We start from the raw sequence: 24,844 nt of genomic DNA, 5'->3' as shown, positions 1-24,844 counted from the left end.
GGTCATTCTCTTGCCCCTTCCTTGTCTGCCGTGCCCACGCGCTGCATCCAGTTGTAGAGGATGAAGCACAGCAGCAGGATGATGAGGAAATAGATCAGCGAGAAGGCCGCCGCCGGCCCCAGGTCGAACTGGCCCACGGCCTTTTGCGTCAGGTACTGCGACAGGAAGGTGGTCGCATTGCCGGGCCCGCCGCCCGTGAGCACGAAGGGCTCGGTATAGATCATGAAGCTGTCCATGAAGCGCAGCAGCACGGCGATCATCAGCACGCCGCGCATCTTGGGCAGCTGGATGTAGCGGAACACCGCGAACTTGCTGGCGCCGTCGATGCGCGCGGCCTGGTAGTAGGCGTCGGGAATGGAGCGCAGGCCCGCGTAGCACAGCAGGGCCACCAGCGGCGTCCAGTGCCAGACATCCATGACCAGCACGGTGAGCCAGGCATGGGTGGCATTGCCCGTGTAGTTGTAGTCCACGCCCAGCGCGTTGAGCGCCGCGCCCAGCAGTCCGATATCGGCGCGGCCGTAGATCTGCCAGATGGTGCCGACCACGTTCCACGGAATCAGCAGCGACAGCGAGACCACGACCAGCACCGCCGAGGCCTTCCAGCCCTGGGCCGGCATGGACAGGGCCAGCGCGATGCCCAGCGGAATCTCCACCAGCAGCACGGCCAGCGAAAAGCCGATCTGGCGCAGCAGGGCCGAGTGCAGTTCCTCGTCGCGCATGACCTGGGCAAACCATTCCGTGCCCACGAACACGCGCCGGTCGGGACTGATGATGTCCTGCACCGAGTAGTTCACCACCGTCATCAGCGGGATGATGGCCGAGAAGGCCACGCAGATGATGACCGGCAGGATCAGCAGCCAGGCCTTCTGGTTGACGGGCTTGATGGTCTGGCTCATGCCTGCAGCTCCTCGTTGACGTAGTAGCAGGTGTGGGGGCCCTGCAATTGCACCCAGACGGTCTGCCCTGCGGCGGGCAGGAAGGCGTCGGCGCCGCAGCGCAGCTTGAGAAGCCGCTCGCCCAGGCGCGCCACCAGCAGCTGGTGCGTGCCCACGTCCTGCACGCGTTCCACCGTGCAGGCCACGGCGCCAGGCGCGTCGGCCGAGGCCAGTGCCAGGTACTCGGGGCGTATGCCCAGGCTCAGGGGCAGGCCGGGCGCCACGCTGGCCAGTGCGGCGGGCAGGGACAGGTACTGGCCCTCGGCCAGCAGCCGGCCGCCGTCCTGCTGCAGCGGCACGAAGTTCATGCCCGGCGAGCCGATGAAGTGGCCGACGAAGGCATGGCTTGGCCGCTCGAAGAGCTGGGCCGGCGTGCCCACCTGCACGGCACGGCCACGCGTCATGACCACGACCTGGTCGGCAAAAGTCAAGGCTTCCACCTGGTCGTGCGTCACATAGATCAGCGTGAGCCGCAGCTCGTGGTGGATCTGCTTGAGCTTGCGGCGCAGCTGCCACTTGAGCTGGGGGTCGATCACCGTGAGCGGCTCGTCGAACAGCACGGCCGAGACATCGGGCCGCACCAGGCCCCGGCCCAGCGAGATCTTCTGCTTGGCGTCGGCCGACAGGCCCGCCGCGCGCTGGTCGAGCTGGCCGCTCATCTCCAGCATCTCGGCGATCTGGCCCACGCGGGCGCGGATGCGGTCGGCAGGCATGCGGCGGTTCTTCAGCGGAAAGGCCAGGTTCTCGGCCACGGTCATGGTGTCGTAGATCACCGGGAACTGGAACACCTGGGCGATGTTGCGCTCCTGGGGCGTGGCGCGCGTCATGTCGCGGCCGTCGAACAGCACCTTGCCCTGCGAGGGGACCAGCAGGCCCGACATGATGTTGAGCATGGTGGTCTTGCCGCAGCCCGAGGGGCCCAGCAGCGCGTAGGCGCCGCCGTCCTCGAAGACCATGCTCAGCGGCAGCAGCGCATAGTCGCTGTCCTGCTGCGGGTTCGGCTTGTAGGAGTGGGCCAGATCGAGTTCTATGCGGGCCATCTCATCGTCCTCCGGGCCGCGCCGGCGCCAGCAGCAGCGCGCCGTCCGTGCCGAACACGTAGGCATGGGCCGGGTCCAGGTGCAGCGTGACCGCGCTGCCCAGGTCCAGGTGGTGCACGCCCGTGACCTGGGCCACCAGCTCGCCCCAGGGCGTGGTGGCATGCACGAAAGTGTCCGACCCCGAGATCTCGGCCAGTTCCACCACGCCTTGCAGCGCCACATCCCCGGGCCGGGCCTGCAGGCGCAGCGCGCTGGCGCGCAGGCCCAGGGTCAGGGGGCCGGCAGCGGCCAGGCCCACCGGCAGCGCCATGGGCAGCCGCGCGCCGCCGGGCAGCTCCAACCCGGTGTCCACGGCCTGCGCGGGCACCAGGTTCATGGGCGGATCGCTGAAGGCCCGCGCCACACGCAGCGAATTGGGTCGGTGGAACACCTCCGCCGTGGGGCCGTACTGCAGCAGCTCCCCCTCGTGCAGCACGGCCGTGTGGCCGCCCAGCAGCAGGGCCTCGCCGGGCTCGGTGGTGGCGTAGACCACGGTGGAGCTGCCGGTGGCGAACAGCTGGGTCAGCTCCTCGCGCAGTTCCTCGCGCAGCTTGTAGTCGAGGTTGACCAGCGGCTCGTCCAGCAGCATCAGCGGAGCGCCCTTGGCCAGCGCCCTCGCCAGGGCCACGCGCTGCTGCTGGCCACCCGACAGCTCGGCCGGATAGCGGTCCAGGAACATCTCTATGTGCAGCCGCTCGGCCAGGGCGCGCACGCGCTGCGCCACGTCGCGATCGCCGCGCAGCTTCAGCGGCGAGGCGATGTTGTCCGCCACCGTGAGCGAGGGATAGTTGATGAACTGCTGGTAGACCATGGCCACATTGCGCTCGCGCACGGGCATGCCGGTCACATCGACGCCATCGACGCGCACCCGGCCTTCGGTGGGCACGTCCAGGCCGGCCATGATGCGCATCAGGCTGGTCTTGCCGGCCTGCGTGGCGCCCAGCAGCACGGTCACCGCGCGGCTTTCCAGTTCCAGGTGCATGGGGTGCAGCCAGGTCTGGCCACCCACACGCTTGCTGATTCTCTCCAACACCAGTTCCACGACTGCCCTCTTTTGGCGAGGCCGCCACCGGGGCAGCATTTGAACAAGGAGAAAGGCGGGCCTCCAAAGCGCGTTTGAAGGCCCGAACGTCTTCATTTTTGTTCTTTCCGGATCGCAGCCCATCAACACATACCCTAGGTGCTGTTCCTTTTTCTTCGTTTTAAAGTTCCCCAGCCCACGGCTGGCCGCGTCAAATGCGCTATAAACCCGTCGCCCGGCCCGATTGACTGCCCGACCATCCACCCGTCCCCCCGATCGCCCCTCCGATGGATTTGCCGTGAACACCAACCCCCGCCAACTACAGCTGCTGGACGAAGTCCGCAGCCGCCAGTCCACCACGGTGGAGCAGCTGGCCGAGATCCTGGGCGTGACGCTTCAGACCGTGCGCCGCGACATTCAGAAGCTGGCAGATGCCGGGCTGATGGTGCGCTTTCACGGCGGCGTGCGCGTGCCCAGCGCCACGGTCGAGAACCTGGGCCACCCCCAGCGCCAGGTGCTGCATGCCGAAGGCAAGTCGCGCATTGCGCGCGCCGTGGCCGAGGCCATTCCCAACGGCTGCTCGCTGATCCTGAACATCGGCACCACCACCGAGGCCGTGGCCCAGGCCCTGCTCAAGCACCGGGGCCTGCGCGTGATCACCAACAACCTCAACGTGGCGGCCATCCTCAGCTCCAACGCGGACTGCGAAGTCATCGTGGCCGGCGGCGTGGTGCGCACGCGCGACCGGGGCATCGTGGGCGAGGCCGCCGTGGATTTCATACGCCAGTTCAAGGTGGACATCGCCCTGATCGGCATCTCGGCCATCGAGCCCGATGGCAGCCTGCGCGACTTCGACATGCGCGAGGTCAAGGTGGCCCAGACCATCATTGCCCAGTCGCGCGAGGTCTGGCTGGCCGCCGACCACAGCAAGTTTCACCGCCAGGCCATGGTGGAGCTGGCACGCCTGGACCAGATCGACCGCCTGTTCACCGATACCGCGCCCCCTGCGCCCTTCGACGCACTGCTTCGCGAAGCCGAGGTGCAATGCGTGGTGGCGCAATAAGTTTTCCGCAGCCGCTGCGCCACCGCCCGCACAGGACACGCGCACCGGCCCTGCTTTTCCTGGATACCGCACCATGACCTATCTGCTTGCCCTGGACCAGGGCACCTCCAGCTCGCGCAGCATCGTCTTCGACACCCAGGGCCGCATCGTGGCCTCTGCCCAGCTGGAGCTGCCGCAGATCTATCCCCGCCCCGGCTGGGTCGAACACGATCCGCGCGAGATCTGGCGCACCCAGCTGGCCACGGCGCGCGAGGCCCTGGCCAAGGCCGGGCTGGCGGCGGCCGACATCCGCGCCCTGGGCATCACCAACCAGCGCGAGACCACCGTGGTCTGGAACCGCGCCACAGGCCAGCCCCTGCACCACGCCATCGTCTGGCAGGACCGCCGCGCCGAGCCGCTGTGCGCCCAGCTGCGCGAGGCCGGCCATGCCGACACCATCCAGCGAAAGACCGGCCTGCTGATCGACGCCTATTTCTCGGGCACCAAGCTGCGCTGGATCCTGGACAACGTCAATGGCGCACGCGCCGCCGCCGAGCGCGGCGAACTGGCCTTCGGCACCGTGGACAGCTGGCTGATCTGGCAGCTCACGGGCGGACACCGCCATGTGACCGATGTCTCCAACGCCAGCCGCACCATGCTGTTCAACGTCCACACCAACCAGTGGGACGACGATCTGCTGGCGCTGCTGGAGATTCCGCGCGCGCTGATGCCCGAGGTGCTGCCTTCCGCCGCCGATTTCGGCCGCACGGCAGCCGAGGTGCTGGGCGGCGAGATCGCCATCGGCGGCGTGGCCGGCGACCAGCAAAGCGCCCTCTTCGGCCAGGCCTGCTTTTCCGCCGGCATGGCCAAGAACACCTATGGCACGGGCTGCTTCATGCTCATGCACACGGGCGGCGTGTTCCAGACCTCCGCCAACGGCCTGCTGACCACCGCTGCGGCACAGCCCAGCGCTGCGCCGGCCTATGCGCTGGAAGGCAGCGTCTTCGTGGGCGGCGCCGTGGTCCAGTGGCTGCGCGACGGGCTGCGCGCCATCGAGCACAGCGGCCAGGTGCAGCAACTGGCCGAGAGCGTGCCCGACTCGGGCGGCGTGATGATGGTGCCGGCCTTCACCGGACTGGGCGCCCCCTACTGGAAGCCCGATGCGCGCGGCACCATCACGGGCCTGACGCGCGGCACCACCATGGCCCACATTGCGCGGGCCGCGCTGGAATCCATCGCCTTCCAGAGCGCCGCCCTGCTGCTGGCCATGAGCCGCGATGCGGTGGCCAGCGGCGGCGCGCCGGTGAGCGAACTGCGCGTGGACGGCGGCGCCTGCGTCAACAACCTGCTCATGCAGTTCCAGGCCGACCTGCTGGGCATTCCTGTCGTGCGCCCGGCCTGCGTGGAGACCACGGCCCTGGGCGCTGCCTACCTGGCGGGCCTGTCCTCGGGCGTGTACCAGAGCACCGAGGAACTGTCGGCGCTGTGGAAGGCCGAGCGCCGCTTCGTGCCCACGCTGGACAAGCACCGCGCCGACGAGCTGATGGCGCGCTGGGAGCATGCGGTGGCCCAGACCGCGCTGGCGGCCTGAGGCTGACTGTCTTGCGCCGGCTTGCCAGCCTGGTTGCTTGCGGCCTGTGGCTGGCAGGCTGTGCCGCGCCACCGCAGGCGCTGCCGGTCCCGCAGCCCACCGCCTGCGCACGCCTGCAATGGCTGGGCAGCACCACGATTGCGCGCGATGAGCCCATCCATGGCGCCACCACCGGCGGCATCTCGGGCCTGGACTACGACACGCAGCGCGGCGACTACGTGGCCATCAGCGATGACCGCTCGGCCCGCGGCCCCGCGCGCTGGATGCGCCTGCGCATAGAGCCGCTGGACGCCGGCCAGCGCGCCGGCCCCAGCCCCTGGCAGGCGCAGGTCACCGAAGTGCACCCGCTGCTGGATACCGAAGGCCACTGGCTGCGCCCGCGCCATGCCGCGCCCGCCACCCAGCCCGTGCCCGACCCCGAAGCCATCCGCCTGCTGCCGGACGGCGGCCTGCTGTGGACCGACGAAGGCGACCCGGGCCGGGGCTTTGGCACCTCGCTGGTGAGGACCGACGCCACGGGCCGCCAGATCGCGCGGTGGTTCTACGCATTCAAGGACAAGGACGGCAGGCCGGGCCTGCGCTCGAACTTCGGCTTCGAGGGGCTGGCCGTCACGCCGGACGGACAGCAGGCCTGGCTGGCCCTGGAGGCGCCGCTGCGCCAGGACGGACCGCGCGCCAGCGCCGCCACGGCAGGCGCGCCCGTGCGCATCAGCCTGGTCAGCCTGGACGACGGCCGGCTGCTGCGCCAGATCGCCTACCAGCCCGATGCCGTGCCGGCCGCCAGCTGGGCCCTGCCCCAGCGCGAGGTCAACGGCATCAGCGAAATCCTGCCGGACGGTCCCGACCATCTGCTGGTACTGGAGCGCTCCTACAGCCCGGGCCACGGCTTTGGCGCGCGGCTGTACCGCATCGGCCTGCAAGCGCCCGATACGCTGGCCATGGACAGCTTCATGCGCAACCCGCCGCAGGTGGCAGCCAAGCAGCTGATTGCGGACCTGTCCACGGTTCAGCGCGGGCGGCTGGACAACATGGAGGCCATGTCCTGGGGCCCGCCGCTGCCCGATGGCACGCGCGTGCTGGTGTTCGCCAGCGACGACAACTTCAACCCGGCGCAGGCCAACCAGATCCTGGTCACCGCCTACCGGCCCTCGACGCCCTGCGCCCCCTGAAGGCGCTTCAGGGCGTGGCCTGCACCTGCTCCTGCGGCAGGTAGATGCGCGTCAGACCGCGCGCAATCGCCTCCACGATCTGCTCGCGCCGCAGGCCGATGTGCTCGGCCATCAGGCGCTCGCTGGCCTGGGCGTCGCGGTCGCTCAAGGCCTGCAGGATTTCCAGGTGCTCGTGCTGGGTGGAGGCGCGCCCCACGTTCTCCATGTCGATCCACCGGATGAAGCGGATGCGCTCGTTCAGGCTCACCAGCATGCGCCGCAGCTCGGCATTGCCAGCCATGTCGGCAATGCGCAGATGGAATCCCTCGTCCAGGTCCACCAGCTGCCGCACCGGCGTGTCGGAGGCCACGCGCTGGCTCTGCTCCAGATAGGCCCGCGCCTCGTCGATCTGGGCATCGGTGGCGCGCTCCACGGCCAAGCGCACGCATTCGCGCTCCACGGCCACGCGGGCCTCGTACAGGTCCAGTGACTCCTTCACGTCCAGCTCGCGCCGCATGTAGCCGCGGCTGGCGGGCAGCAGAAAACCGTCGGCCACCAGCCGCGTCAGTGCCTCGCGCACGGGCGTGCGACTCACGCCCAGGCGCAGCGCCAGTTCGCTCTCGCTCAGGCGCTCGCCCGGTTTGAACTCGTAGGAAATGGCCATGTCACGCAGCGTGCTGTAGACGCTGGAGCCCCGTTCGTGGCGGATGTTGGAGATTTTCATGGCGCCATTGTGCCCTCTGGCGCTTTGGATACTTTTAAGTATACTGAAATGGTTTCTTAAAAACCCCTCAGCCAACCTGCCCGGAGACTCCCGACATGACCACCGCTTTCAATGGCGCCGACGCCATGGTCCGCATGCTTCAGCTCAACGGCGTCAAGCACATCTTCGGCCTGTGCGGCGACACCAGCCTGCCCTTCTACGACGCCATGGCGCGGCTGGACCACGGCATGGACCACATCCTCACGCGGGACGAGCGCAGCGCCGGCTACATGGCCGACGCCTATGCGCGCGTCACCGGCAAGGTGGGCGTGTGCGAAGGCCCCAGCGGCGGCGGCGCCACCTACCTGCTGCCCGGCCTGGCCGAGGCCAACGAATCCTCGGTGCCCGTGCTGGGCATCACCTCGGACGTCTCCGTGGGCGCACGCGGCAAGTTCCCGCTGACCGAACTGGACCAGCAGGCGCTGTACAGGCCGCTGACCAAGTGGAATACCACCATCGACCGCGTGGACCAGATTCCGCATGCCGTGCGCAGCGCCTTTCGCGCCATGACCACGGGCCGGCCGGGCGCCACCCATATCTGTCTGCCCTATGACGTGCAAAAGCACGCACTGGATCCGGCCGATGTCTGGGCCCAGCCCGGCCATGACCGCTATCCCGCCTACCGGTCCGCGCCCGATCCGGCGGCCGTGGCCGAGGCGGCCGACCACCTGGTGGCGGCACGCTCCCCCGTGCTGATCTGCGGCGGCGGCGTGCTCATCGCGGGCGCCGGCGCCGCGCTGGATGCGCTGGCCACCCTGCTCAACGCGCCCGTGTGCTCCAGCGTCAGCGGCCAGGGCAGTCTTGCCGGCAGCCATCCGCTCAATGCCGGCGTGGTGGGCACCAATGGCGGCGTCGAGGCCACGCGCGCCGTGGTGGCGCAGGCCGATCTGGTGATGTTCATCGGCGCCCGGGCCGGCTCCACCACCACCGAGCACTGGCAGATGCCCTCGCGCAAGGTGACGATCGTCCATCTGGACGTGGACGCCATGACCATAGGCACCAACTACCGCACCGACGTAGCCCTGGTGGGCGACGCCCTGCTGGGCCTGCAGGCGCTGCACGCGGCCGTGCAGCAGCGCATCGCCCGCCGCCCCGCCGATGCCGCGGACGGCGCCGCGCTGGCAGCCACCGCGCGCGCCGCCAAGCAGGCCTTCTTCGCGCCGCTGGCCGCCTCGCTGGAGCGCCCCATCAAGCCCGAGCGCGTGGTGGACACGCTCAACCGCCTGCTGCCCGCGCGCGCCATCGTGGTGGCCGACCCCGGCACGCCCTGTCCCTACTTCACGGCCTATTTCGACGCGCCCCAGGCCGGCCGGCACTTCATCACCAACCGCGCGCACGGGGCGCTGGGCTTTGCCATGTCCGCCGGCTTTGGCGCAGCCATCGGCCAGCCCGATTCCGTGGTGGTCGCGGTCATGGGCGACGGCAGTTTCGGCTTCACCTGCGGCGAGCTGGAAACCATCGTGCGCCGCAACGTGCCGCTGAAGATGATCGTGTTCTCCAACAGCGTGTTCGGCTGGATCAAGGCCAGCCAGAAGTCCGGCTACGATGAACGCTACTTCTCCGTCGACTTCAACCGCACCCACCATGCCCGCGTGGCCGAGGCCTTCGGCGTCAAGGCATGGCAGGTGCATGACCCGGCAGACCTCGAAGCCGCGCTCAAGGCCGCGCTGATGCACGACGGCCCGGCGCTGGTGGATGTGATCTCGCAAGAGCTCCAGGACACGGCCGTGCCGGTGAGCCAATGGATGGGTTGACGCCAGCCCCACGCACAGATTCCCGATTTCCTGCCCGCCAATGCGCTTGAAAAGGAGCCTTACCATGCCCCATCCACCCTCACGCCGCCAGCTGCTGCTGGCCATGGCCGCCGCATCCCTGCTGGGGCCGTCCGGCACGGCATCCGCGCAGGGCGCCGCCCCGCTCAAGCTGGTCATCACCTTCCCGCCGGGGGGCAGCACCGACATCGCCGCCCGCATACTGCAGCCGCGCCTGGGTGAGGTGGCCGGGCGCCCGGTGATCGTGGAGAACCGCCCCGGCGCCGCCAGCCAGATCGCCACCCAGTACGTGGCCAAGTCCGCCCCGGACGGCAACACCCTGCTGTTCAGCTTCGACACCCATGCCATCAATCCCATCGCCAAGTCCCGGCTGCCCTACGACACCTTCAAGGACTTCACGGGCGTGTCGCTGGCGCTGCGCTTTCCGCTGGTGATCGGTGCCTCGGCCTCGGTGCCCGCCAGGGACCTGGCCGGCTTCCTGGAGCTGGCGCGCCGCAACCCGGGCAAATACAGCTACGCATCGACCGGCCTGGGGTCCATGAACCACCTGGTGATGGAGGACATCAAGCGCCGCTCGGGCACCTACGTGCTGCATGTGCCCTATGGCGGCGGCGGCCCGGCCGTGCAGGCCGTGCTCGGCAATGTGTCCGACCTCACGCTGCTCAGCTACGCGGCGCTGCGCGGCCAGATTTCGGCGGGCAAGATCAAGCCGCTGGCGGTGACCGGCCTCAAGCGCCTGCCCGAGCTGCCCGACGTGCCCACCGTGGCCGAATCGGGCTTTGCGGGCTTCGAGGCCTATTCGTGGATCGGCGTCTTCGCGCCTTCCGCCACGCCGGCCGCCACGGTGCACAAGCTCACCGAAGACTTCCAGGCCACGCTGAACACGCCCGACATCCGCAGCAAGCTCATGCAGTCGGGCTTCGAAGTCATGGCCACGGACGGACCCGCCCTCGACCGCTGGGTGCGCCAGGAATATGAGCGCTGGGGCCGCTTCGTGCGGGACAACAAGATCCAGCTCGAAGACTGAGAATCCGGACGGCCCCCCCTTACAACACAGGAGCATTCATGGCACTTCCGCTGGACCACATCGTCATCGCCGTGCAGGACCTCGAGGCCGCCGTGGCGGACTACCGCGCGCTGGGCTTCCAGGTCGCCATCGGCGGCCGCCATCCGGGCCGCACCTCGCACAACGCGCTGGTCGTGTTTGCCGATGGCGCCTACCTGGAGATCATTGCCTGGACCGCCCCGGCGCCCGAAGAGCGCTGGTACCGCACGCTGCGCGACCATGGCGAGGGGCTGGTGGACTTCGCCCTGCTGCCCGGCAGCACCTCCCAGGCCCTGGCCGAGGCGCGCGGGCGGGGGCTGGACACCCTGGTCGGCCCCGTGGATGGGGGCCGCGTACGCCCCGACGGCGCGCAACTGCTGTGGCAGACGGCGCGCCACGCCACGCCCGACCTGCCCTTCCTGTGCGGCGACGTCACGCCGCGCGCGCTGCGCGTGCCCGAAGGCAGCGTGCGCGAGCATCCCAACGGCGCGCTGGGCGTGGCCTCGCTGACCGTCGCCGTGCACGATCTGGACGCCAGCCTGGACCGCTACCGGGCGCTGCTGGGCCCGGACCTGCCGCTGCAGAGGCTGGACAACCAGGGCGCACGGCTGGCATTGCCGGGGTTCGACCTGCTGCTGCAAGGCGCGCAGGCACTGGCGACCTCCGACGCACTGCGCCAGCGCCTTGCCACGCGCGGAGAGGGCCCTTGCGCGCTCACCCTGCGCCAGCGGCCCGGCGCCCCGGCACAGCCCCTGGACCTGGCCGCCAGCCATGGCGTGGACATGCGCTGGCACGGTGGGAACACGCTCTAAACTCTTCGTTTTCCTTCTCCACCGCCACCAGCATGAACACCGTTTCCACAGCCTCTCCTGTCATCGCCTTCATCGGTGGCGGCAACATGGCCAGCGCCATCATCGGCGGACTGATCGGCCAGGGCCAATCCGCAGACCGCATCGTCGTCGTCGAACCCTTCGAGGCTGCACGCGATGCGCTGCGCACGAACTTCGGCATCACGGCCCATGCCGATGCCGCGGCCGCCGCCAGCGCGCTGGACGGTGCCGGCATCGTGGTCTGGGCCGTCAAGCCCCAGACCTTCAAGGAAGCCGCCCAGGCCGTGGCGCCGCATACCGCCCAGGCCCTGCACCTGAGCGTGGCCGCCGGCATTCCCACGGACTCCATCGCCCAGTGGCTGGGCACGGGCCGCATCGTGCGCGCCATGCCCAACACGCCTGCCCTGGTGGGCAAGGGCATGACGGGCCTGTTCGCATGCGCCCAGGTCGATGCCGCAGGCAAGAGCGCCATCGAGCAGGTGGTGGCCACCACGGGCCAGTTCGTCTGGGTCGACCAGGAAGCGCACCTGGACGCCGTGACCGCCCTGTCGGGCTCGGGCCCGGCCTATGTCTTCCTGTTCCTCGAAGCCATGACACAGGCTGGCGTGGACATGGGCCTCACGGCCGAGCAGTCCTACCGCCTGGGCGTGGCCACCTTCCAGGGCGCCTCGGAACTGGCCGCCCGCTCCACCGAAAGCGCCGAGGTGCTGCGCCAGCGCGTCACCAGCAAGGGAGGCACCACCCACGCCGCCATCACGCACCTGCAGGCGCAGCAGGTGCCCGAGCATTTCGTGGCCGCCATGCGGGCGGCGGAAACACGGGCCAAGGAGCTGGCCGCCGAATTCGGCCGCTGAGCCAGGCGCAGCGCGCCCCAGGCACCATGCAAAAGGGAGGCACCGGCCTCCCTTCTTTTTTCAGCGCTGAGCCCTCAGCGCAGCGCAAACCCCAGCGCCACACCCGCGAACAGACTGGCACCGATCCAGTGGCTCTTGCTGAATGCCACGAAGCAGCCTTCGCGCGTGCGGTGGCGGATCAGGGTGAAGTGCCAGATCACCTGGGCCGCAGCCACGGCCAGGCCCAGCCAGAAAGGCCAGGCCAGGCCGAAGGGCGCCAACGCCCAGACCGTGAGCAGACCGCAGAGCACGAAGAAACCCATGACGGCCACCACGTCGAAGCGGCCCAGGGTGATGGCCGAGGTCTTCATGCCGATCTTGAGGTCATCGTCGCGGTCCACCATGGCGTATTCGGTGTCATAGGCCAGCACCAGGAACATGTTGGCCAACCACAGAATCCAGGCCGTGGCGGGCACCTGCCCCTGCACGGCGGCGAAGGCGATGACGATGCCGAAATTGAAGGCGATGCCCAGAAACGCCTGGGGCATGGCGAAGAAGCGCTTGGTGAACGGGTAGAGGATGGTGAACAGCACGGCGGGCACGGACCAGGCCACGGCCTCCCAGCGGGTGGTCAGCACCAGGCCCAGCGAGACCAGGGCCAGGGCCGCGCCCAACAGCGCGGCCTCCTTCACCGAGACCAGTCCCGAGGTGATGGGGCGCTGCGTGGTGCGCTTGACGTGGCGGTCGAAGTCGCGGTCGGCGATGTCGTTGATGCAGCAGCCGGCGCTGCGCATCAGCACCGTGCCCAGCACGAAGACCACCAGCAGATGCCAGCCCGGAAACCCGCCCGCCGCCACCCACAGTGCGGCCAGCGTGGGCCAGACCAGGACCAGCCAGCCGGCCGGCCGGTTGAAGCGGACCAAGTCCAGGTAGAGCGACAGTTTGCTGCGCCGGGGCGCAGGCATGGGCGTAGAGGAGGAGGTAGGCATGGCGTCTGGGCGCCGATGGCGGCCGTGGGCCGACCATCGCACGCATCACATTCGAAAATGCCCGCATTGTCGCCGCTGGGCGGGCGGGCTCGGCGGCGCGCCTCAGCCGCGCCTGCCGGCAACGCGGGTTTGCGCCCACTCCACGGCACAGATCACCAGCGCCATCCAGGCCAGGCCCAGCAGCCAGCCAGCCAGCACATCGCTGGCATAGTGCACGCGCAGCACGACGCGGCTGGCCCCCACGCCCAGGGCAACGGCCAGGGCCGCCAGGCCCACGCACCAGCGCCAGGCAGGCCGCAGGTACGGCAGCAGCAGCCAGGCCAGCATCAGATAGAGCACGAAGGTGCCGGCGCTGTGGCCGCTGGGGAAGCTGAAGCCGCCCTCGGGCACCCAGCCGCCCACGGGGCGCGGGCGGCCCACGCTGGTCTTGATGGCGCGTATCCACAGGCCGACTCCCGCCGTGGCCACCACCCAGGCGGCCGCATGCAGCCAGTCGCGGCGCCACAGCAGCAGCGCCAGCACGGCAACAGACAGCGACACCATCCAGCCCACATGGCCCAGCTGGGTGAAGGCGACCACGGGGCGCACCCAGGCATCGGTGGCATGGCCAGCAAGCCACTGGTGCAGGGCATCGTCCAGCACCGGCCAGTCGGTGCAGGAGTCGCAGCCTGCGGGCTGGCCCAGGCCCAGCATGTCGCGCACCATCACGCCCAGGGCCAGCGCGGCCAGCAGGCCCGCCGCAACCAGGCCCTGCCATGCGGCGCGTGGCATCGGCAGGCCTGCATGGCGCAGCCGCGCGGCGGCGGGCAGGCGCAGGTAGAAAAAAAGGCCGCCCAAGGCGGCCAGTACCAGGCACAGGCCGCTCGTGGCGGCGTGTGCGTCAATCCAGGTCCGGAGCATGCGCGGTCATCACTCCCGGGCCGTGGCAGGTGCTTGGGGCATGTGCAGCATCACTCTTCAAGCAGGGCACGCAGCATCCAGGCGGTCTGCTCATGCACGGTCAGGCGTTGGGTCAGCAGGTCGGCCGTGGGCTCGTCGCTGGCTTTGTCGGCCAGCGGGAAGAGGCTGCGCGCCGTGCGTGCCACGGCTTCATGGCCTGCCACCAGGATGCGCACCATCTCCAGGGCCTTGGGCGGATCGTGGGGCACGTCGGCCAGGCTGGTGAGCTTGCCGAAGTCGGCATAGGAGCCCGGTGCGAAATGGCCCAGGGCGCGGATGCGCTCGGCGATGGGATCAACGGCGTTCCACAGTTCCGTGTACTGCCCCATGAACATGGTGTGCAGTGTGTTGAACATCGGGCCCGTGACGTTCCAGTGGAAGTTGTGCGTTGTCAGATAGAGCGTGTAGGTGTCGGCCAGCAGGGCCGACAGGCCCTTGGAGATGGCGGCACGGTCCTTGTCGCTGATGCCGATGTGGATGGCGCTGGAGCGCACGGACACCGGTGCGACATCGGCCGTCGCTGCCTGCACGGTCTTGGCGGCCTGCACGGCCTCTGGCTTCTTTGCACCGGACTTGTCTTTGCTGGCATTTTTGGCCATGGGATCCCTTTCAACTTCGTACGGATGGAATATGCCCCGGGCAGACCGCCCGGAGACCGAAAGCAACGATAACGCAAGCGCGGTGGCCCTGGAGGCACGGCCCGCGCAGCGGTGCAGTCATCAGGACAGGCGTTTGACGCCGGGCAAGGCGCAGGCGTAGACCGCGTTGCGCAGGGCGGCGATGGCCTCGTAGCGCGTGAAGCTGCGGCGCCAGGCCAGGACCACGCGGCGCGTGGGCGGGGCCGAGCCGTCGTCCTCGAGGATGGGCAGGTAGCGGATGTGCGGCTCGTCGGTCTTGCGGCGGCGCGCCGTGGTCTCCAGCGCATCGGCGGGCACGGACAGGCGCGGCACCAGGGTCACGCCCATGCCGGCGGCCACCATGTGCTTGATGGTCTCCAGCGACGAACCTTCGAAGGTGCGGCGAATGCCTTCGGCATTGCTGGCATAGCGTGCGAACTCGGGGCAGACCTGGAGCACATGGTCGCGGAAGCAGTGGCCCGAGCCCAGCAGCAGCATGGTCTCGTTCTTGAGATCGCTGGTGGAGACATGGTCCTTCTGGGCCAGCGCATGGGTGCTGGGCACGGCAGCCATGAAGGGCTCGTCATACAGCGGCGCCAGCGCCAGGCCGGTGTCGGGGAAGGGCTCGGCGACGATGGCGCAGTCGATCTCGCCCGTGCGCAGCATCTCCAGCAGCTTGATGGTGTAGTTCTCCTGCAGCATCAGCGGCATCTGCGGCGTGCGCAGGATGGAGTTGCGCACCAGATCGGGCAGCAGGTAGGGGCCGATGGTGTAGATCACGCCCAGCGTGAGCACGCCCGACAGCGGGTCCTTGCCGCGCTTGGCGATTTCCTTGATCTCGGCGGCCTGCTCCAGCACGCTTTGCGCCTGCCGGATGATCTCCTCTCCCAGCGACGTGACCGACACTTCGCCGGCACTGCGCTCGAAGAGCTTGACATCGAGCTCCTCCTCCAGCTTTTTGATCGCCACGGACAACGTGGGCTGGGACACATAACAGGCTTCGGCGGCGCGGCCAAAATGCTTTTCACGTGCCACGGCCACGATGTATTTGAGTTCGGTAAGTGTCATTGGCGAGCTGTGTCTGGGAGGGAACCTCGGGAAATACGATGGTCTTAGACCTGGAACCTGGGCCGAAACCTTTGTGCAACCAGGCCTTGCGGCCCGGTTGCCGGGGTGCTCCCCTCAAAAGTTCCTGTGCAGACTCTAGGATTTGTCCTATTTCGATTGTGCCAGTCCTCGTCCACGCATGACCACTGCGCGCTCCCCGACCTGCCGGCTTTTTGCATTTATCCACCTAGTGCAGCGGCCGGCGCATCCGGTCGCGCTGCTGCATGAGCTGGTCCATGCCTATCAATGCTGCCAGGCCTATGGCCACGATCACGGTAAAGACGGGAAGGTCCAAAGCGCTGATCACGGCAAAACCTTGCGGCCGAGCATACCGCTGTGTCTCGGAAATGCATACAAAGTCTGCTGCGGCCATGCCCGTGTAATGCATGGAGCATACTGCCGCCCCCATCACGGCAGCCGCCAGCGCCCGCATGCCCAGCGAGCCGGTGCGAAACGACAGCCAAAGAGCGGCGCTGGCCGCCGCCACGGCAATGGTCACGGACAGCACCACGGTGGGAACGGACCAGACGATGAAGCCGGGAAAGCGCATGCCGTACATGCCCAGGTAATGCATGAAGGCCACGCCCAGGCCCAGCAGGGTGCCGGCGCCCAGCACGCGCAACCCGCTTTCGGGCCGCCGCGCGACAAAGGCCAGCGCCACCGAGGTCGCAGCGACGGCAGCCACCAGGGACACCAGGGTTTCGACCATGGAGTAGCCCGAGCCCATGCCCAGGTTCAGCGCCAGCATGCCCGTGAAATGCATGGACCACACGCCTATGCCGCCCAGCGCCGTGCCGGCCGCCAGCAGATTCAGCCAGCTGATTCCCGTGCGCCCGCGGATGCGCTGCGCCGCCGTGAGGGCCACGAAGGAGCCCAGCACGGCAATGCCATAGGACAGGGCCACCAGGCCCATGCGCCAGGAGGTCTCGACGAGTTCATTCGCTTGAACGGCTTCATTCATGTGGACGGCTCCTCATTCTCAGAAAGATGGGACAACACAAGAGTGATCACGGCCGTCCTCCCCGTGGGGAAGCGTGGGGAGGAGTGGCAGGCCATCCCCTCCCGGATGGACCTACCCTGTTTTTTGCGACTCAATGTACCAAAATGTCACAAATACTCAATGCCGTCGCCGCGCGCAGATGTCACCGCCAGGACCGCATGAAGCGCTCCCTACCGACAGCTACAACGCACACGCAAACCTTGCCTGGCGCGGGCTGCAGGCCTGCGGAGCAGGCCGCCACCGGGCAGCGCCCGTGCGCGTAAAAATACGTAACAGAAACATCCCGCAAGCGGGGGCCGGCCCATCAGGCCTTGAGGAATTCGGCCTTGCCGCCCAACCAGCGGTCCACATGCCGCTGGGCCAGTTGCGGGTGCTGCTCCAGCATGCGAGGCGCCAGCTCGCGGGCCCAGTCGAGCAGCATCAGGTCCTGCTCCAGATCGGCAAAGCGCAGCATGGGAGCGCCTGATTGGCGCGCACCCAGGAATTCGCCCGGACCGCGAATCTCCAGGTCGCGCCGCGCGATCTCGAAGCCGTCGTTGGTTTCGGCCATGGCACGCAGCCGGTCCTTGGCCGTCTCGCCCAGGCGGCCGCTGTCTCCCACCGAATACAGCAGCACGCAGGCCGAAGCTGCAGCGCCCCGTCCCACGCGCCCGCGCAGTTGGTGCAGTTGCGACAGGCCAAAGCGCTCCGCATGCTCGATCACCATGAGCGAGGCATTGGGCACATCGACGCCCACTTCGATCACGGTGGTGGAGACCAGCACGCCCATGACGCCGGCCGAGAACAGCTCCATCACCGCCTTCTTCTCGGCCGTGGGCATGCGCGAATGCAGCAGGCCGACCATGACATCGGGCAGCATCTCGCTGAGGTAGGCGTGGGTGGCCGTGGCGTTGGACAGGTCCAGCGCCTCGCTTTCCTCGATCAGCGGACACACCCAGTAGACCTGGCGCCCCTGGGCGACCTGGGCGCCGATGCGTTCGATGACTTCTTCCTTGCGGCTGTCGGCAATGAGCTTGGTGACGATGGGCGTACGCCCAGGCGGCAGCTCGTCGATGGTGGAGACATCCAGGTCGGCGTAGTAGCTCATGGCCAGGGTGCGCGGGATCGGGGTGGCGCTCATCATCAGCAGATGGGGCTCCATGCCCGAGGCTGCGAGTTTCTGGCGCAGCGCCAGCCGCTGGGCCACGCCGAAGCGGTGCTGCTCGTCGATGACGGCCAGCGCCAGGTTCTTGAACTCCACCTGGTCCTGGATGACGGCATGCGTGCCCACCACCAGGGCCGCCTCGCCGCTGCGGACCAGCTCCAGCATGGCGGTGCGCTCCTTCTTCTTCTGCGCGCCGGCCAGCCAGGCCACGCGCTTGCCCAGCGGAGCCAGCAGCGGCTCCAGCCAGCCGACCAGCTTGCCGAAATGCTGCTCGGCCAGGATTTCGGTGGGCGCCATCAGCGCGCACTGCCAGCCGGCCTCGATGCAGGCCACGGCCGACAGCGCCGCCACCACCGTCTTGCCCGATCCCACATCGCCCTGCAGCAGCCGGTGCATGGGCATGCGGCGCTCCATGTCGGCGAGGATCTCGCCCACCACGCGCTGCTGGGCACCGGTCAGGCCAAAGGGCAACTGGTCGAGAAACTGGCGCGCCAGTCCCTGGACGCTGTCCATGGGCAATGCGCGCAGCACGGGCGCCCTGAGCCGCGCGCGCTCGCGCTTGGCCTCGTATTGCGACAGTTGCTGGGCCAGCAGTTCCTCGGCCTTCAGGCGCTGCCAGGCCGGATGCGAATGGTCTTCCAGCGTGGCCAGGGCCACATCGGGCGTGGGATGGTGCAGGAACTGCAGCGCGTCACGCAGGCTGAACAGCGGCGGCAGCCCGCCGTTGCCGTGGAAATGGGCCACGGGCGGGTGCTCTCCTGCGGGCAGCGTATCGGAGAGGTCGGCCCGCAGCATGGCCGTGGCCGCTGCGCGGCGGATATAGGCCTGGGGCAGTCCTGCCGCCACCGGATAGACGGGCGTGAGCGCCGTGGGCAGATCCCCCCCGGCCGCGCGGAACGCGGGGTGCAGCATCTGCCGTCCCCAGAAGCCGCCCTTGACCTCGCCGCGTATGCGCAGCCGCGCGCCCACGGACAGGGTTTTCTGGTGCGAAGGGTAGAAGCTGAAGAAGGTCAGCACGCATTCGGCCGTGCCGTCGTCCACCGTGACCTTGAGCATGCGGCGAGGGCGCAGTTGCACTTCGCTGTGGGTGACCGTGGCCTCGATCTGCACCGTATCGCCTTCGCGCGCATTGCGCAGCGCGGTGATGCGGGTCTCGTCCTCATAGCGCAGCGGCAGGTGCAGCGCCAGGTCGATGTCGCGCACCAGTCCCATTTTCTGCAGCGCCTTCTGCGCGGGACTGGCGGCAGGCCTGGCAGCGGACTGTGCAGGCGTGGCGGCCTTGTCGCCCGAAGTGGCCGAGGCCTTGCCGGCCTTCCTGGCGCCGCCCTTGCCTGCGCCAGCCTTTGCCTTGCCGGCGCGCGCGGCCTTGCCACCAGGGGCGTCGCGCCCCAGGTCGGGAAAGGCAGAGGAGACGTTCAGGGGCATGGGCTTTCCTGTTTCAGAACATGCGCGTTGGCTGGCAGCATAGTGTATGAATATACAGGTGTAGGCAACACGCCACGTTCATGCCGGCCGGCCCTGCCCAAAGCACCCTTGACGCCCCGGGTCTCTGGGGAAGCCGCTACCATGCACGCTGACGTTACGTAGTGTTACCCCGCCACCGAATGCCATGTTGAAGCGTATCAATGTCCAGCATGTCACTCTGGGCATGTTCCTGCACGAGTTCTGCGGCTCCTGGATGGAGCATCCCTTTTGGCGAACCCGTTTCCTGCTTCGCTCCGAGGCCGATCTCCAGCGTCTGCGCGCCACCTCCATCCAGGAGGTCTGGATCGATGTGCGCAAAGGCCTGGACGTGGGCGTGCAGGTGCCCTGCCTGCGCTTCGACCCGCAGGACGAGCTTCGCCACCAGATCCCCGACAACGCCCGCCCTGCGTCCGAGCAGAGCACGGCCCCCATCTCCACCGCCACCGAGCTGCGCCGCGCGGCCCAGACCTGCGCCCAGGCCAGGCAATTGCTGAGCCGCCTGTTCAGCGATGCGCGGCTGGGCCGGCCCGTGGACGCCTCTGCCGCCGGACAGCTGGTGGACGATGTGACGGCCTCCGTGGCACGCAATCCCCATGCGCTGATCGGCCTGGCCCGCCTGAAGACCGCCGACGACTACACCTACATGCACAGTCTGGCCGTGTGCGCGCTGATGGTGGCCCTGGCCAAGCGCATGGGCCTGGACGACCACAGCCTGCGCAAGGCCGGCATGGCCGGCCTCATGCACGATCTGGGCAAGACCGCCATTCCGGTGACCGTGCTCAACAAGCCCGGCCCGCTGGACGACGCCGAATGGGCGCTGATGCGCGCCCATCCACGCCACGGCGAGCAGCTGCTGCGCCCGCTGGGCCTGGACGACGAGGTCATCGATGCCTGCCTGCACCACCATGAAAAGGTGGACGGCAGCGGCTACCCCGACGGGCTGCAGCAGGGCGACATCGGCCTGCTGGCGCGCATGACGGCGATCTGCGACGTCTACGATGCCATCACCTCGGACCGGCCCTACAAGAAGGGCTGGCCGCCTTCGGAGGCGCTGCGTCGCATGGCCGAGTGGAGTCCGCGCCATTTCGACAAGCGGCTGTTCGAGCAGTTCGTGCAGACCGTGGGCATCTACCCGCTGGGCTCGCTGGTGCGCCTGCATTCGCAGCGTCTGGCGGTGGTGGTCGATGCCTCGCCGGCCAGCCTGCTGGCGCCGCGCGTCAAGGTCTTCTATTCGCTGCGCCAGTCCTGCCGCATCACGCCGGAGATCGAGGACCTGTCCGAAAGCCAGGGCAACGACCGCATCATCGCGCGCGAAGACCCTGCGGACTGGGACTTCCCCGATCTGGAATCGCTGTGGCTGGAGTTCGAGCGCCAGCCCCAGGCCGCCATGGCCAGGTGATCACCGGCAATTCCGGGGATGACCCCAGGGTTTGCGACAATTGCCAGCTTCCGTTCAACGAACTTGGAACGGGCCATGTCCGGCCCTCAAGCACTGCATGTCCTCCCTGTCCCGTGTGTTCTCGCTCAGCGATTTCGACTTCGAGCTTCCCGAGAAGCTGATTGCCCAGCATCCTGCCGCCCAGCGCAGTGCCTCGCGCCTGCTCGACGGCCGCGACGATGCCAACCCGCCCGCCGACCGCATCTTCCACGAGCTGCCCGATCTGCTGCAGCCCGGCGACCTGCTGGTGTTCAACGACACGCGCGTGATCAAGGCGCGCATCTTCGGCGAGAAGGCCAGCGGCGGCCGGCTGGAGCTGCTGGTCGAGCGCGTACTGGAAGGCAACGACGTCGTGGCCCACATGCGCGTCAGCAAGAAACCCCTGCCCGGCTCGCGCATCCACCTGTGCGGCGGCAAGAACGGTGGCGGCTTCGACGCCGTGCTGCGTGGCCGCTGGCCCGACGAGAACGGCCCGCTGTTCCACCTGAGCTTTGAAGGCCCGCGCGGCGAGACGCCCCATGAGCTGATGGAGCGCTTCGGCCATCTGCCGCTGCCGCCCTACATCGAGCGCCACCAGGAAACCGGCAACGACCCCGATGCCGCCGAAGACAGCGAGCGCTACCAGACCGTCTTCGCGGCCCGCCCCGGCGCCGTGGCCGCACCCACGGCCGCCCTGCACTTCGACGACGCCGTGCTGGCCCGCCTGGCCGAGCGCGGCATCGAACGCGCCAGCGTCACGCTGCACGTGGGCGCCGGCACCTTCCAGCCCGTGAAGACCGAGAACCTGGCCGACCACCAGATGCACAGCGAGTGGTACGAAATCCCGCTGGCCACCCTGGCCGCGCTGGAACGCTGCCGCCAGCGCGGCGGCCGCATCATCGCCGTGGGCACGACCACGGTGCGCACGCTGGAGTCCTGGGCCCAGACGGGCAACTTCTCAGGCGATACGCGCATCTTCATCACACCGGGCTTCGAGTACCAGGTGGTCGATCTGCTGATCACCAACTTCCACCTGCCCAAGAGCACGCTGATGATGCTGGTCAGCGCCTTCGCCGGCTACGAGCAGGTGATAGCGCTGTACCGCCATGCGATCGCGCAGGAGTACCGCTTCTTCAGCTATGGCGACTCCATGCTGTTGAAGAAGAAAAGCACCCCCTGAGCGGCTTACGCCGCTTCCCCCCCGTTGCACGGCGCCTCTCTACCCGCTTCGCGGGGGAGGGGGGCATACGGGCAGGCGCGGCCGGCTTAGGCCCTTGCTTGGTGTCCCTCGCCTCAGGCCGCGCCAGGTTCAAGCGCCAAGCCCGAAACGCCGCATGTTCAGCCAAAGTAATGGCAAAGCCTGCGGCCCTTGACCTCGTGCACGCTGACGGGGATGCCGTAGAGGCTGCTGAGGACCTCGTCCTGCACGACCTCGGCCGGCGTGCCCGCCACGGCCAGGCGGCCGTCCTTGAGCGCGATGATGTGGTCGGCGTAGCAGGAGGCGAAGTTGATGTCGTGCAGCACCATGACCACGGTCTTGCCGCGTTCGGTGACGGCGCGGCGCAGCAGGCCCATCATGCTGACGGCATGGGCCATGTCCAGGTTGTTCAGCGGCTCGTCCAGCAGGATGAAAGGCGTGTCCTGGCACAGCACCATGGCGATGTAGGCGCGCTGGCGCTGGCCGCCTGACAACTCGTCGAGAAAGCGCTCGGCCAGCGGCGTGAGCTGCAGGTACTCCAGCGCCTCGTCCACATGGCGCACATCCTCGGGGCCCAGCCGGCCCTTGCTGTGCGGAAAGCGGCCGAAGCCCACCAGGTCGCGCACCGTCAGGCGCAGCGTGCTCTGGTTGTCCTGGCGCAGGATGGCCATGATGCGCGCCAGCGCCTCGGTGGGCGTGGTGGCCACGTCGCGGCCAGCCACCAACACCTGGCCTTCCGTGATCGGCATGAGGCGGCTGACCAGGGACAGCAGCGTGGATTTGCCGGCCCCGTTGGGGCCGATGATGGCCGTCAGCGCCCGCTCGGGCACGTTGAAGTTGAGCTCCTGCAGCACGGTCGTGCCGCCATGGCGCTTGAGCAGATCACGCACCTCGATCATTGGGTCCCCTTGCGCATGAGCAGCACGATGAAGACGATTCCACCCAGGAACTCCACCACGATGCTCAGCACGGTATTGAATTGAAAAAGCTGCTCCAGCAGCACCTGGCCGCCCATGAGCAGCACGCAGCCCCAGAGCACGGCCGCAGGCAGCACCCAGGCATGGCGGCGCGTGCCCATGGCGTGATACGCCATGTTGCTGACCAGCAGACCGAAGAAGATGACAGGCCCGACCAGGGCCGTGGACACGGCCACCATGCAGGCCACCACGGCCAGCAGCCGCAGCACGCGGCCATCGTAGTCCAGGCCCAGGCCGATGGCGGCACCGCGCCCCAGCGAGATCACGTCCAGCACGTGGCGCTGGCGCCAGATCCAGGCGCTGCCCAGCGCGATCAGCAGCAGCGACGGCACCAGCAGCTGCAGGTTCACCGCGTTGAAATTGGCGAACATGCGGTCCTGCAGCGCCGTGAACTCATTGGGATCGAGCACGCGCATGGCCAGCCCCGCCAGGCTGCGAAAGAAGATGCCGCCCACCATGCCCACCAGCAGCATCAGGTGCAGGCTGCTGGCATGGCCCACGAAGAGCCAGCGCATCAGCAGCACGCTGAAGCCCACCATCAGCACGATGTTGAGCGCATAGCGCCCGACCTCGCCCATGGCGGACACGCCTGCCGCGCCCAGCATCAGCACCATGGCCGCCTGCACGAACAGGTACAGCGCATCCAGCCCCATCACCGAAGGCGTGAGGATGGTGTTGTGCGACACGGTCTGGAACACCACGGTGGACAGGCCGATGGCGCAGGCCACCAGGGCCATGGTCAGCACCTTGGCGCCCCGGTGCTCCAGCACGAAGGCCCAGTCGGTCCTGACGCCCACGGTCATGAAGGCCAGCAGGCACAGCAGCGCCAGCCCTCCCAGCAGCGCCAGGCGTCGGCCCCGGCCCCAACTGCGCGCAGCCGGATCGGCGCAAGCAACGGATTGCGGCAGGCTGCTCATGCACGGTCCTTGCGGCGGCGCAGGATGAGCGCCAGGAACAAGGCACTGCCCAGCACGCCCAGCACGGTGCCCACGGGGATTTCATGGGGCGCGATCAGCATGCGCCCGACCAGATCGCACAGCAGGGTCAGGCCCGCGCCGATCAGCGCCACCCACAGCACGCTGCGGCGGACGTTGTCACCCAGGACCAGGCGCACCACGTTGGGTACGATCAGTCCCACAAAGGGAAGGCTGCCGGCCGTGACCACCACGGCGGAAGTGGCCACGGCCACCACCACCAGCCCCTGCCAGACCAGGCGCCGGTAGTTCAGGCCCAGATTGGTGGCAAAGCTCTCGCCCAGGCCGGCGACGGTGAAGCGGTCGGCCGCCAGGCAGGCCAGGGCGGTGACACCCAGCGACAACCACAGCAACTCGTAGCGGCCCTGAACCACCAGCGAGAAATCGCCGTTGGACCAGGACTTGAGCGCCTGCATCATGTCGAACTGCAGCGCCACGAAGCTGCCCGCAGCCTCCAGCACGCCGGCCAGCACCAGGCCGACCAGGGGCACCATCCACGACGAACGCAGCCGGATGCGCGAGAGCACGGCCAGGAACAGCGCCGTGCCCAGCAGTGCCGCCACGGCCGAAATTCCCATCTTGGCCATCACCGGCCAGTGCGGCACCCAGAGGAACGCAGCCAGCATGCCCAGGCTGGCCGACTCCACCGTGCCCACGGTGGAAGGCTCCACGAAGTGGTTGCGCGCCAGCATCTGCATGAGCAGTCCGCAGACCGCCATGGACGCGCCGGCCAGCAACAGGGCCAGCGTGCGCGGCACGCGGCTGTACACCAGCACCTGGCTGGCCAGGTCGTCCTCGCTGCGCGACCACAGCACGCTCCAGTGCATGTCGCCCGCGCCCACCATCAGGCTGGCCAGCGACAGCGCCAGCAGCAGGCCCAGCGCGAAAAGCCAGGCAAGGGCCTGGCGAGAGGGGCGTGACATGGGCACGGCGTGCGCGGTGGCGACAGGCGGGCTCAA

Annotated in this window: 22 protein-coding genes; 9 read left to right on the top strand and 13 right to left on the bottom strand. The window is 68.5% G+C overall.

Features of this window, described 5'->3' with window-relative positions:
• Positions 1 to 2: 2 nt before the first annotated feature.
• From ACF8ME_RS16325 to ACF8ME_RS16315, 3 genes are read right to left on the bottom strand one after another with little or no spacing between them, the layout of a single operon-like run.
• Positions 3 to 896: a carbohydrate ABC transporter permease gene (locus tag ACF8ME_RS16325; protein WP_034363482.1), complete on the bottom strand. Its 894-nt coding sequence runs from the start codon at positions 894 to 896 to the stop codon at positions 3 to 5.
• Complete coding sequence (locus tag ACF8ME_RS16320) at positions 893 to 1,975, bottom strand: ABC transporter ATP-binding protein (RefSeq protein WP_016449167.1); 1,083 nt, start codon at positions 1,973 to 1,975, stop codon at positions 893 to 895. The genes ACF8ME_RS16325 and ACF8ME_RS16320 overlap by 4 nt, the downstream gene beginning before the upstream one ends.
• Before the next feature lies 1 nt (position 1,976).
• Positions 1,977 to 3,056: an ABC transporter ATP-binding protein gene (locus tag ACF8ME_RS16315; protein ID WP_034363480.1), complete on the bottom strand. Its 1,080-nt coding sequence runs from the start codon at positions 3,054 to 3,056 to the stop codon at positions 1,977 to 1,979.
• 277 nt (positions 3,057 to 3,333) lie between these two features.
• On the opposite strand from ACF8ME_RS16315, the gene ACF8ME_RS16310 reads away from it, so the two are divergent.
• The 3 genes from ACF8ME_RS16310 (at position 3,334) to ACF8ME_RS16300 (ending at position 6,837) form a co-directional block, all read left to right on the top strand.
• Complete coding sequence (locus tag ACF8ME_RS16310) at positions 3,334 to 4,098, top strand: DeoR/GlpR family DNA-binding transcription regulator (protein ID WP_016452008.1); 765 nt, start codon at positions 3,334 to 3,336, stop codon at positions 4,096 to 4,098.
• Positions 4,099 to 4,171: 73 nt separating this feature from the next.
• Positions 4,172 to 5,668 carry a glycerol kinase GlpK gene (gene glpK / locus ACF8ME_RS16305; protein WP_392417401.1) on the top strand — a complete coding sequence of 499 codons (1,497 nt, stop codon included), beginning with the start codon at positions 4,172 to 4,174 and terminating at the stop codon, positions 5,666 to 5,668.
• An 11-nt stretch (positions 5,669 to 5,679) separates the two neighbouring features.
• A complete protein-coding gene (locus ACF8ME_RS16300) occupies positions 5,680 to 6,837 on the top strand; it encodes an esterase-like activity of phytase family protein (protein ID WP_392417399.1) in 1,158 nt (385 codons plus the stop codon).
• Positions 6,838 to 6,844: 7 nt separating this feature from the next.
• Here the strand turns inward: ACF8ME_RS16300 and ACF8ME_RS16295 are convergent, their stop codons facing one another.
• A complete protein-coding gene (locus ACF8ME_RS16295; protein WP_016449162.1) occupies positions 6,845 to 7,540 on the bottom strand; it encodes a GntR family transcriptional regulator in 696 nt (231 codons plus the stop codon).
• Between the two features lie 95 nt (positions 7,541 to 7,635).
• On the opposite strand from ACF8ME_RS16295, the gene ACF8ME_RS16290 reads away from it, so the two are divergent.
• The 4 genes from ACF8ME_RS16290 (at position 7,636) to proC (ending at position 12,080) form a co-directional block, all read left to right on the top strand.
• The gene (locus ACF8ME_RS16290; RefSeq protein WP_392417397.1) at positions 7,636 to 9,333 is read left to right on the top strand and encodes a thiamine pyrophosphate-binding protein; all 1,698 of its coding nucleotides are present in this window, start codon (positions 7,636 to 7,638) and stop codon (positions 9,331 to 9,333) included.
• Between the two features lie 64 nt (positions 9,334 to 9,397).
• Positions 9,398 to 10,378: a tripartite tricarboxylate transporter substrate binding protein gene (locus ACF8ME_RS16285; protein WP_392417394.1), complete on the top strand. Its 981-nt coding sequence runs from the start codon at positions 9,398 to 9,400 to the stop codon at positions 10,376 to 10,378.
• A gap of 38 nt (positions 10,379 to 10,416) precedes the next feature.
• Positions 10,417 to 11,208, top strand: a complete 792-nt coding sequence (locus ACF8ME_RS16280; protein ID WP_392417393.1) for a VOC family protein — start codon at positions 10,417 to 10,419, stop codon at positions 11,206 to 11,208.
• 32 nt (positions 11,209 to 11,240) lie between these two features.
• Entirely contained in the window at positions 11,241 to 12,080 is an 840-nt protein-coding gene (gene proC, locus ACF8ME_RS16275; RefSeq protein ID WP_392417391.1) for a pyrroline-5-carboxylate reductase, read from the top strand.
• 74 nt (positions 12,081 to 12,154) lie between these two features.
• Here proC and ubiA read toward each other — a convergent pair whose 3' ends face one another.
• The 6 genes from ubiA to recG all read right to left on the bottom strand — a co-directional run bounded on the left by ubiA (position 12,155) and on the right by recG (position 19,280).
• On the bottom strand, positions 12,155 to 13,024 hold the full coding sequence (gene ubiA / locus ACF8ME_RS16270; protein WP_016449157.1) for a 4-hydroxybenzoate octaprenyltransferase: 870 nt from the start codon (positions 13,022 to 13,024) through the stop codon (positions 12,155 to 12,157).
• Positions 13,025 to 13,150: 126 nt separating this feature from the next.
• Positions 13,151 to 13,948, bottom strand: a complete 798-nt coding sequence (locus ACF8ME_RS16265; RefSeq protein WP_016449156.1) for a phosphatase PAP2 family protein — start codon at positions 13,946 to 13,948, stop codon at positions 13,151 to 13,153.
• A gap of 50 nt (positions 13,949 to 13,998) precedes the next feature.
• Positions 13,999 to 14,586, bottom strand: coding sequence for a Dps family protein (locus ACF8ME_RS16260; RefSeq protein WP_016449155.1), 588 nt, complete (start codon positions 14,584 to 14,586; stop codon positions 13,999 to 14,001).
• Positions 14,587 to 14,706: 120 nt separating this feature from the next.
• Complete coding sequence (locus tag ACF8ME_RS16255) at positions 14,707 to 15,672, bottom strand: LysR substrate-binding domain-containing protein (RefSeq protein ID WP_016449154.1); 966 nt, start codon at positions 15,670 to 15,672, stop codon at positions 14,707 to 14,709.
• Between the two features lie 226 nt (positions 15,673 to 15,898).
• Positions 15,899 to 16,672, bottom strand: coding sequence for an MHYT domain-containing protein (locus tag ACF8ME_RS16250; protein ID WP_392417390.1), 774 nt, complete (start codon positions 16,670 to 16,672; stop codon positions 15,899 to 15,901).
• 343 nt (positions 16,673 to 17,015) lie between these two features.
• Positions 17,016 to 19,280, bottom strand: a complete 2,265-nt coding sequence (gene recG / locus ACF8ME_RS16245) for an ATP-dependent DNA helicase RecG (protein WP_392417389.1) — start codon at positions 19,278 to 19,280, stop codon at positions 17,016 to 17,018.
• Between the two features lie 184 nt (positions 19,281 to 19,464).
• Here recG and ACF8ME_RS16240 point away from each other — a divergent pair, with 184 nt between their 5' ends.
• On the top strand, positions 19,465 to 20,718 hold the full coding sequence (locus ACF8ME_RS16240; RefSeq protein WP_016449151.1) for an HD-GYP domain-containing protein: 1,254 nt from the start codon (positions 19,465 to 19,467) through the stop codon (positions 20,716 to 20,718).
• A 97-nt stretch (positions 20,719 to 20,815) separates the two neighbouring features.
• Positions 20,816 to 21,916: a tRNA preQ1(34) S-adenosylmethionine ribosyltransferase-isomerase QueA gene (gene queA, locus ACF8ME_RS16235; RefSeq protein ID WP_392417388.1), complete on the top strand. Its 1,101-nt coding sequence runs from the start codon at positions 20,816 to 20,818 to the stop codon at positions 21,914 to 21,916.
• 158 nt (positions 21,917 to 22,074) lie between these two features.
• Here queA and ACF8ME_RS16230 read toward each other — a convergent pair whose 3' ends face one another.
• The 3 genes from ACF8ME_RS16230 to ACF8ME_RS16220 are packed head-to-tail and all read right to left on the bottom strand — an operon-like array spanning position 22,075 to position 24,808.
• A complete protein-coding gene (locus ACF8ME_RS16230; protein WP_016449149.1) occupies positions 22,075 to 22,833 on the bottom strand; it encodes an ABC transporter ATP-binding protein in 759 nt (252 codons plus the stop codon).
• On the bottom strand, positions 22,830 to 23,828 hold the full coding sequence (locus tag ACF8ME_RS16225) for an iron chelate uptake ABC transporter family permease subunit (RefSeq protein ID WP_392417386.1): 999 nt from the start codon (positions 23,826 to 23,828) through the stop codon (positions 22,830 to 22,832). The genes ACF8ME_RS16230 and ACF8ME_RS16225 overlap by 4 nt, the downstream gene beginning before the upstream one ends.
• Positions 23,825 to 24,808 carry an ABC transporter permease gene (locus ACF8ME_RS16220; RefSeq protein WP_392417384.1) on the bottom strand — a complete coding sequence of 328 codons (984 nt, stop codon included), beginning with the start codon at positions 24,806 to 24,808 and terminating at the stop codon, positions 23,825 to 23,827. Before ACF8ME_RS16220 ends, ACF8ME_RS16225 begins: the two co-directional genes overlap by 4 nt.
• Positions 24,809 to 24,844 lie beyond the last annotated feature (36 nt).

The sequence above is a fragment of the Delftia sp. WSY_7 genome (assembly GCF_043104845.1).
Taxonomy (GTDB): domain Bacteria; phylum Pseudomonadota; class Gammaproteobacteria; order Burkholderiales; family Burkholderiaceae_C; genus Comamonas; species Comamonas tsuruhatensis.
This window is presented reverse-complemented; position numbering and strand designations above follow the sequence as displayed.

Bases quoted from the DNA above. Each gene is read 5' to 3' on its own strand.
- ACF8ME_RS16230 (WP_016449149.1), bottom strand. From the start codon at position 22,833: ATGATCGAGGTGCGTGATCTGCTCAAGCGCCATGGCGGCACGACCGTG.
- ACF8ME_RS16295 (WP_016449162.1), bottom strand. From the start codon at position 7,540: ATGAAAATCTCCAACATCCGCCACGAACGGGGCTCCAGCGTCTACAGC.
- proC (WP_392417391.1), top strand. From the start codon at position 11,241: ATGAACACCGTTTCCACAGCCTCTCCTGTCATCGCCTTCATCGGTGGC.
- queA (WP_392417388.1), top strand. From the start codon at position 20,816: ATGTCCTCCCTGTCCCGTGTGTTCTCGCTCAGCGATTTCGACTTCGAG.
- ACF8ME_RS16320 (WP_016449167.1), bottom strand. From the start codon at position 1,975: ATGGCCCGCATAGAACTCGATCTGGCCCACTCCTACAAGCCGAACCCG.
- recG (WP_392417389.1), bottom strand. From the start codon at position 19,280: ATGCCCCTGAACGTCTCCTCTGCCTTTCCCGACCTGGGGCGCGACGCC.
- ACF8ME_RS16265 (WP_016449156.1), bottom strand. From the start codon at position 13,948: ATGCTCCGGACCTGGATTGACGCACACGCCGCCACGAGCGGCCTGTGC.
- ACF8ME_RS16285 (WP_392417394.1), top strand. From the start codon at position 9,398: ATGCCCCATCCACCCTCACGCCGCCAGCTGCTGCTGGCCATGGCCGCC.
- ubiA (WP_016449157.1), bottom strand. From the start codon at position 13,024: ATGCCTGCGCCCCGGCGCAGCAAACTGTCGCTCTACCTGGACTTGGTC.
- ACF8ME_RS16250 (WP_392417390.1), bottom strand. From the start codon at position 16,672: ATGAATGAAGCCGTTCAAGCGAATGAACTCGTCGAGACCTCCTGGCGC.
- ACF8ME_RS16225 (WP_392417386.1), bottom strand. From the start codon at position 23,828: ATGAGCAGCCTGCCGCAATCCGTTGCTTGCGCCGATCCGGCTGCGCGC.
- ACF8ME_RS16240 (WP_016449151.1), top strand. From the start codon at position 19,465: ATGTTGAAGCGTATCAATGTCCAGCATGTCACTCTGGGCATGTTCCTG.
- ACF8ME_RS16260 (WP_016449155.1), bottom strand. From the start codon at position 14,586: ATGGCCAAAAATGCCAGCAAAGACAAGTCCGGTGCAAAGAAGCCAGAG.
- ACF8ME_RS16325 (WP_034363482.1), bottom strand. From the start codon at position 896: ATGAGCCAGACCATCAAGCCCGTCAACCAGAAGGCCTGGCTGCTGATC.
- ACF8ME_RS16280 (WP_392417393.1), top strand. From the start codon at position 10,417: ATGGCACTTCCGCTGGACCACATCGTCATCGCCGTGCAGGACCTCGAG.
- ACF8ME_RS16255 (WP_016449154.1), bottom strand. From the start codon at position 15,672: ATGACACTTACCGAACTCAAATACATCGTGGCCGTGGCACGTGAAAAG.
- ACF8ME_RS16220 (WP_392417384.1), bottom strand. From the start codon at position 24,808: ATGTCACGCCCCTCTCGCCAGGCCCTTGCCTGGCTTTTCGCGCTGGGC.
- ACF8ME_RS16290 (WP_392417397.1), top strand. From the start codon at position 7,636: ATGACCACCGCTTTCAATGGCGCCGACGCCATGGTCCGCATGCTTCAG.
- glpK (WP_392417401.1), top strand. From the start codon at position 4,172: ATGACCTATCTGCTTGCCCTGGACCAGGGCACCTCCAGCTCGCGCAGC.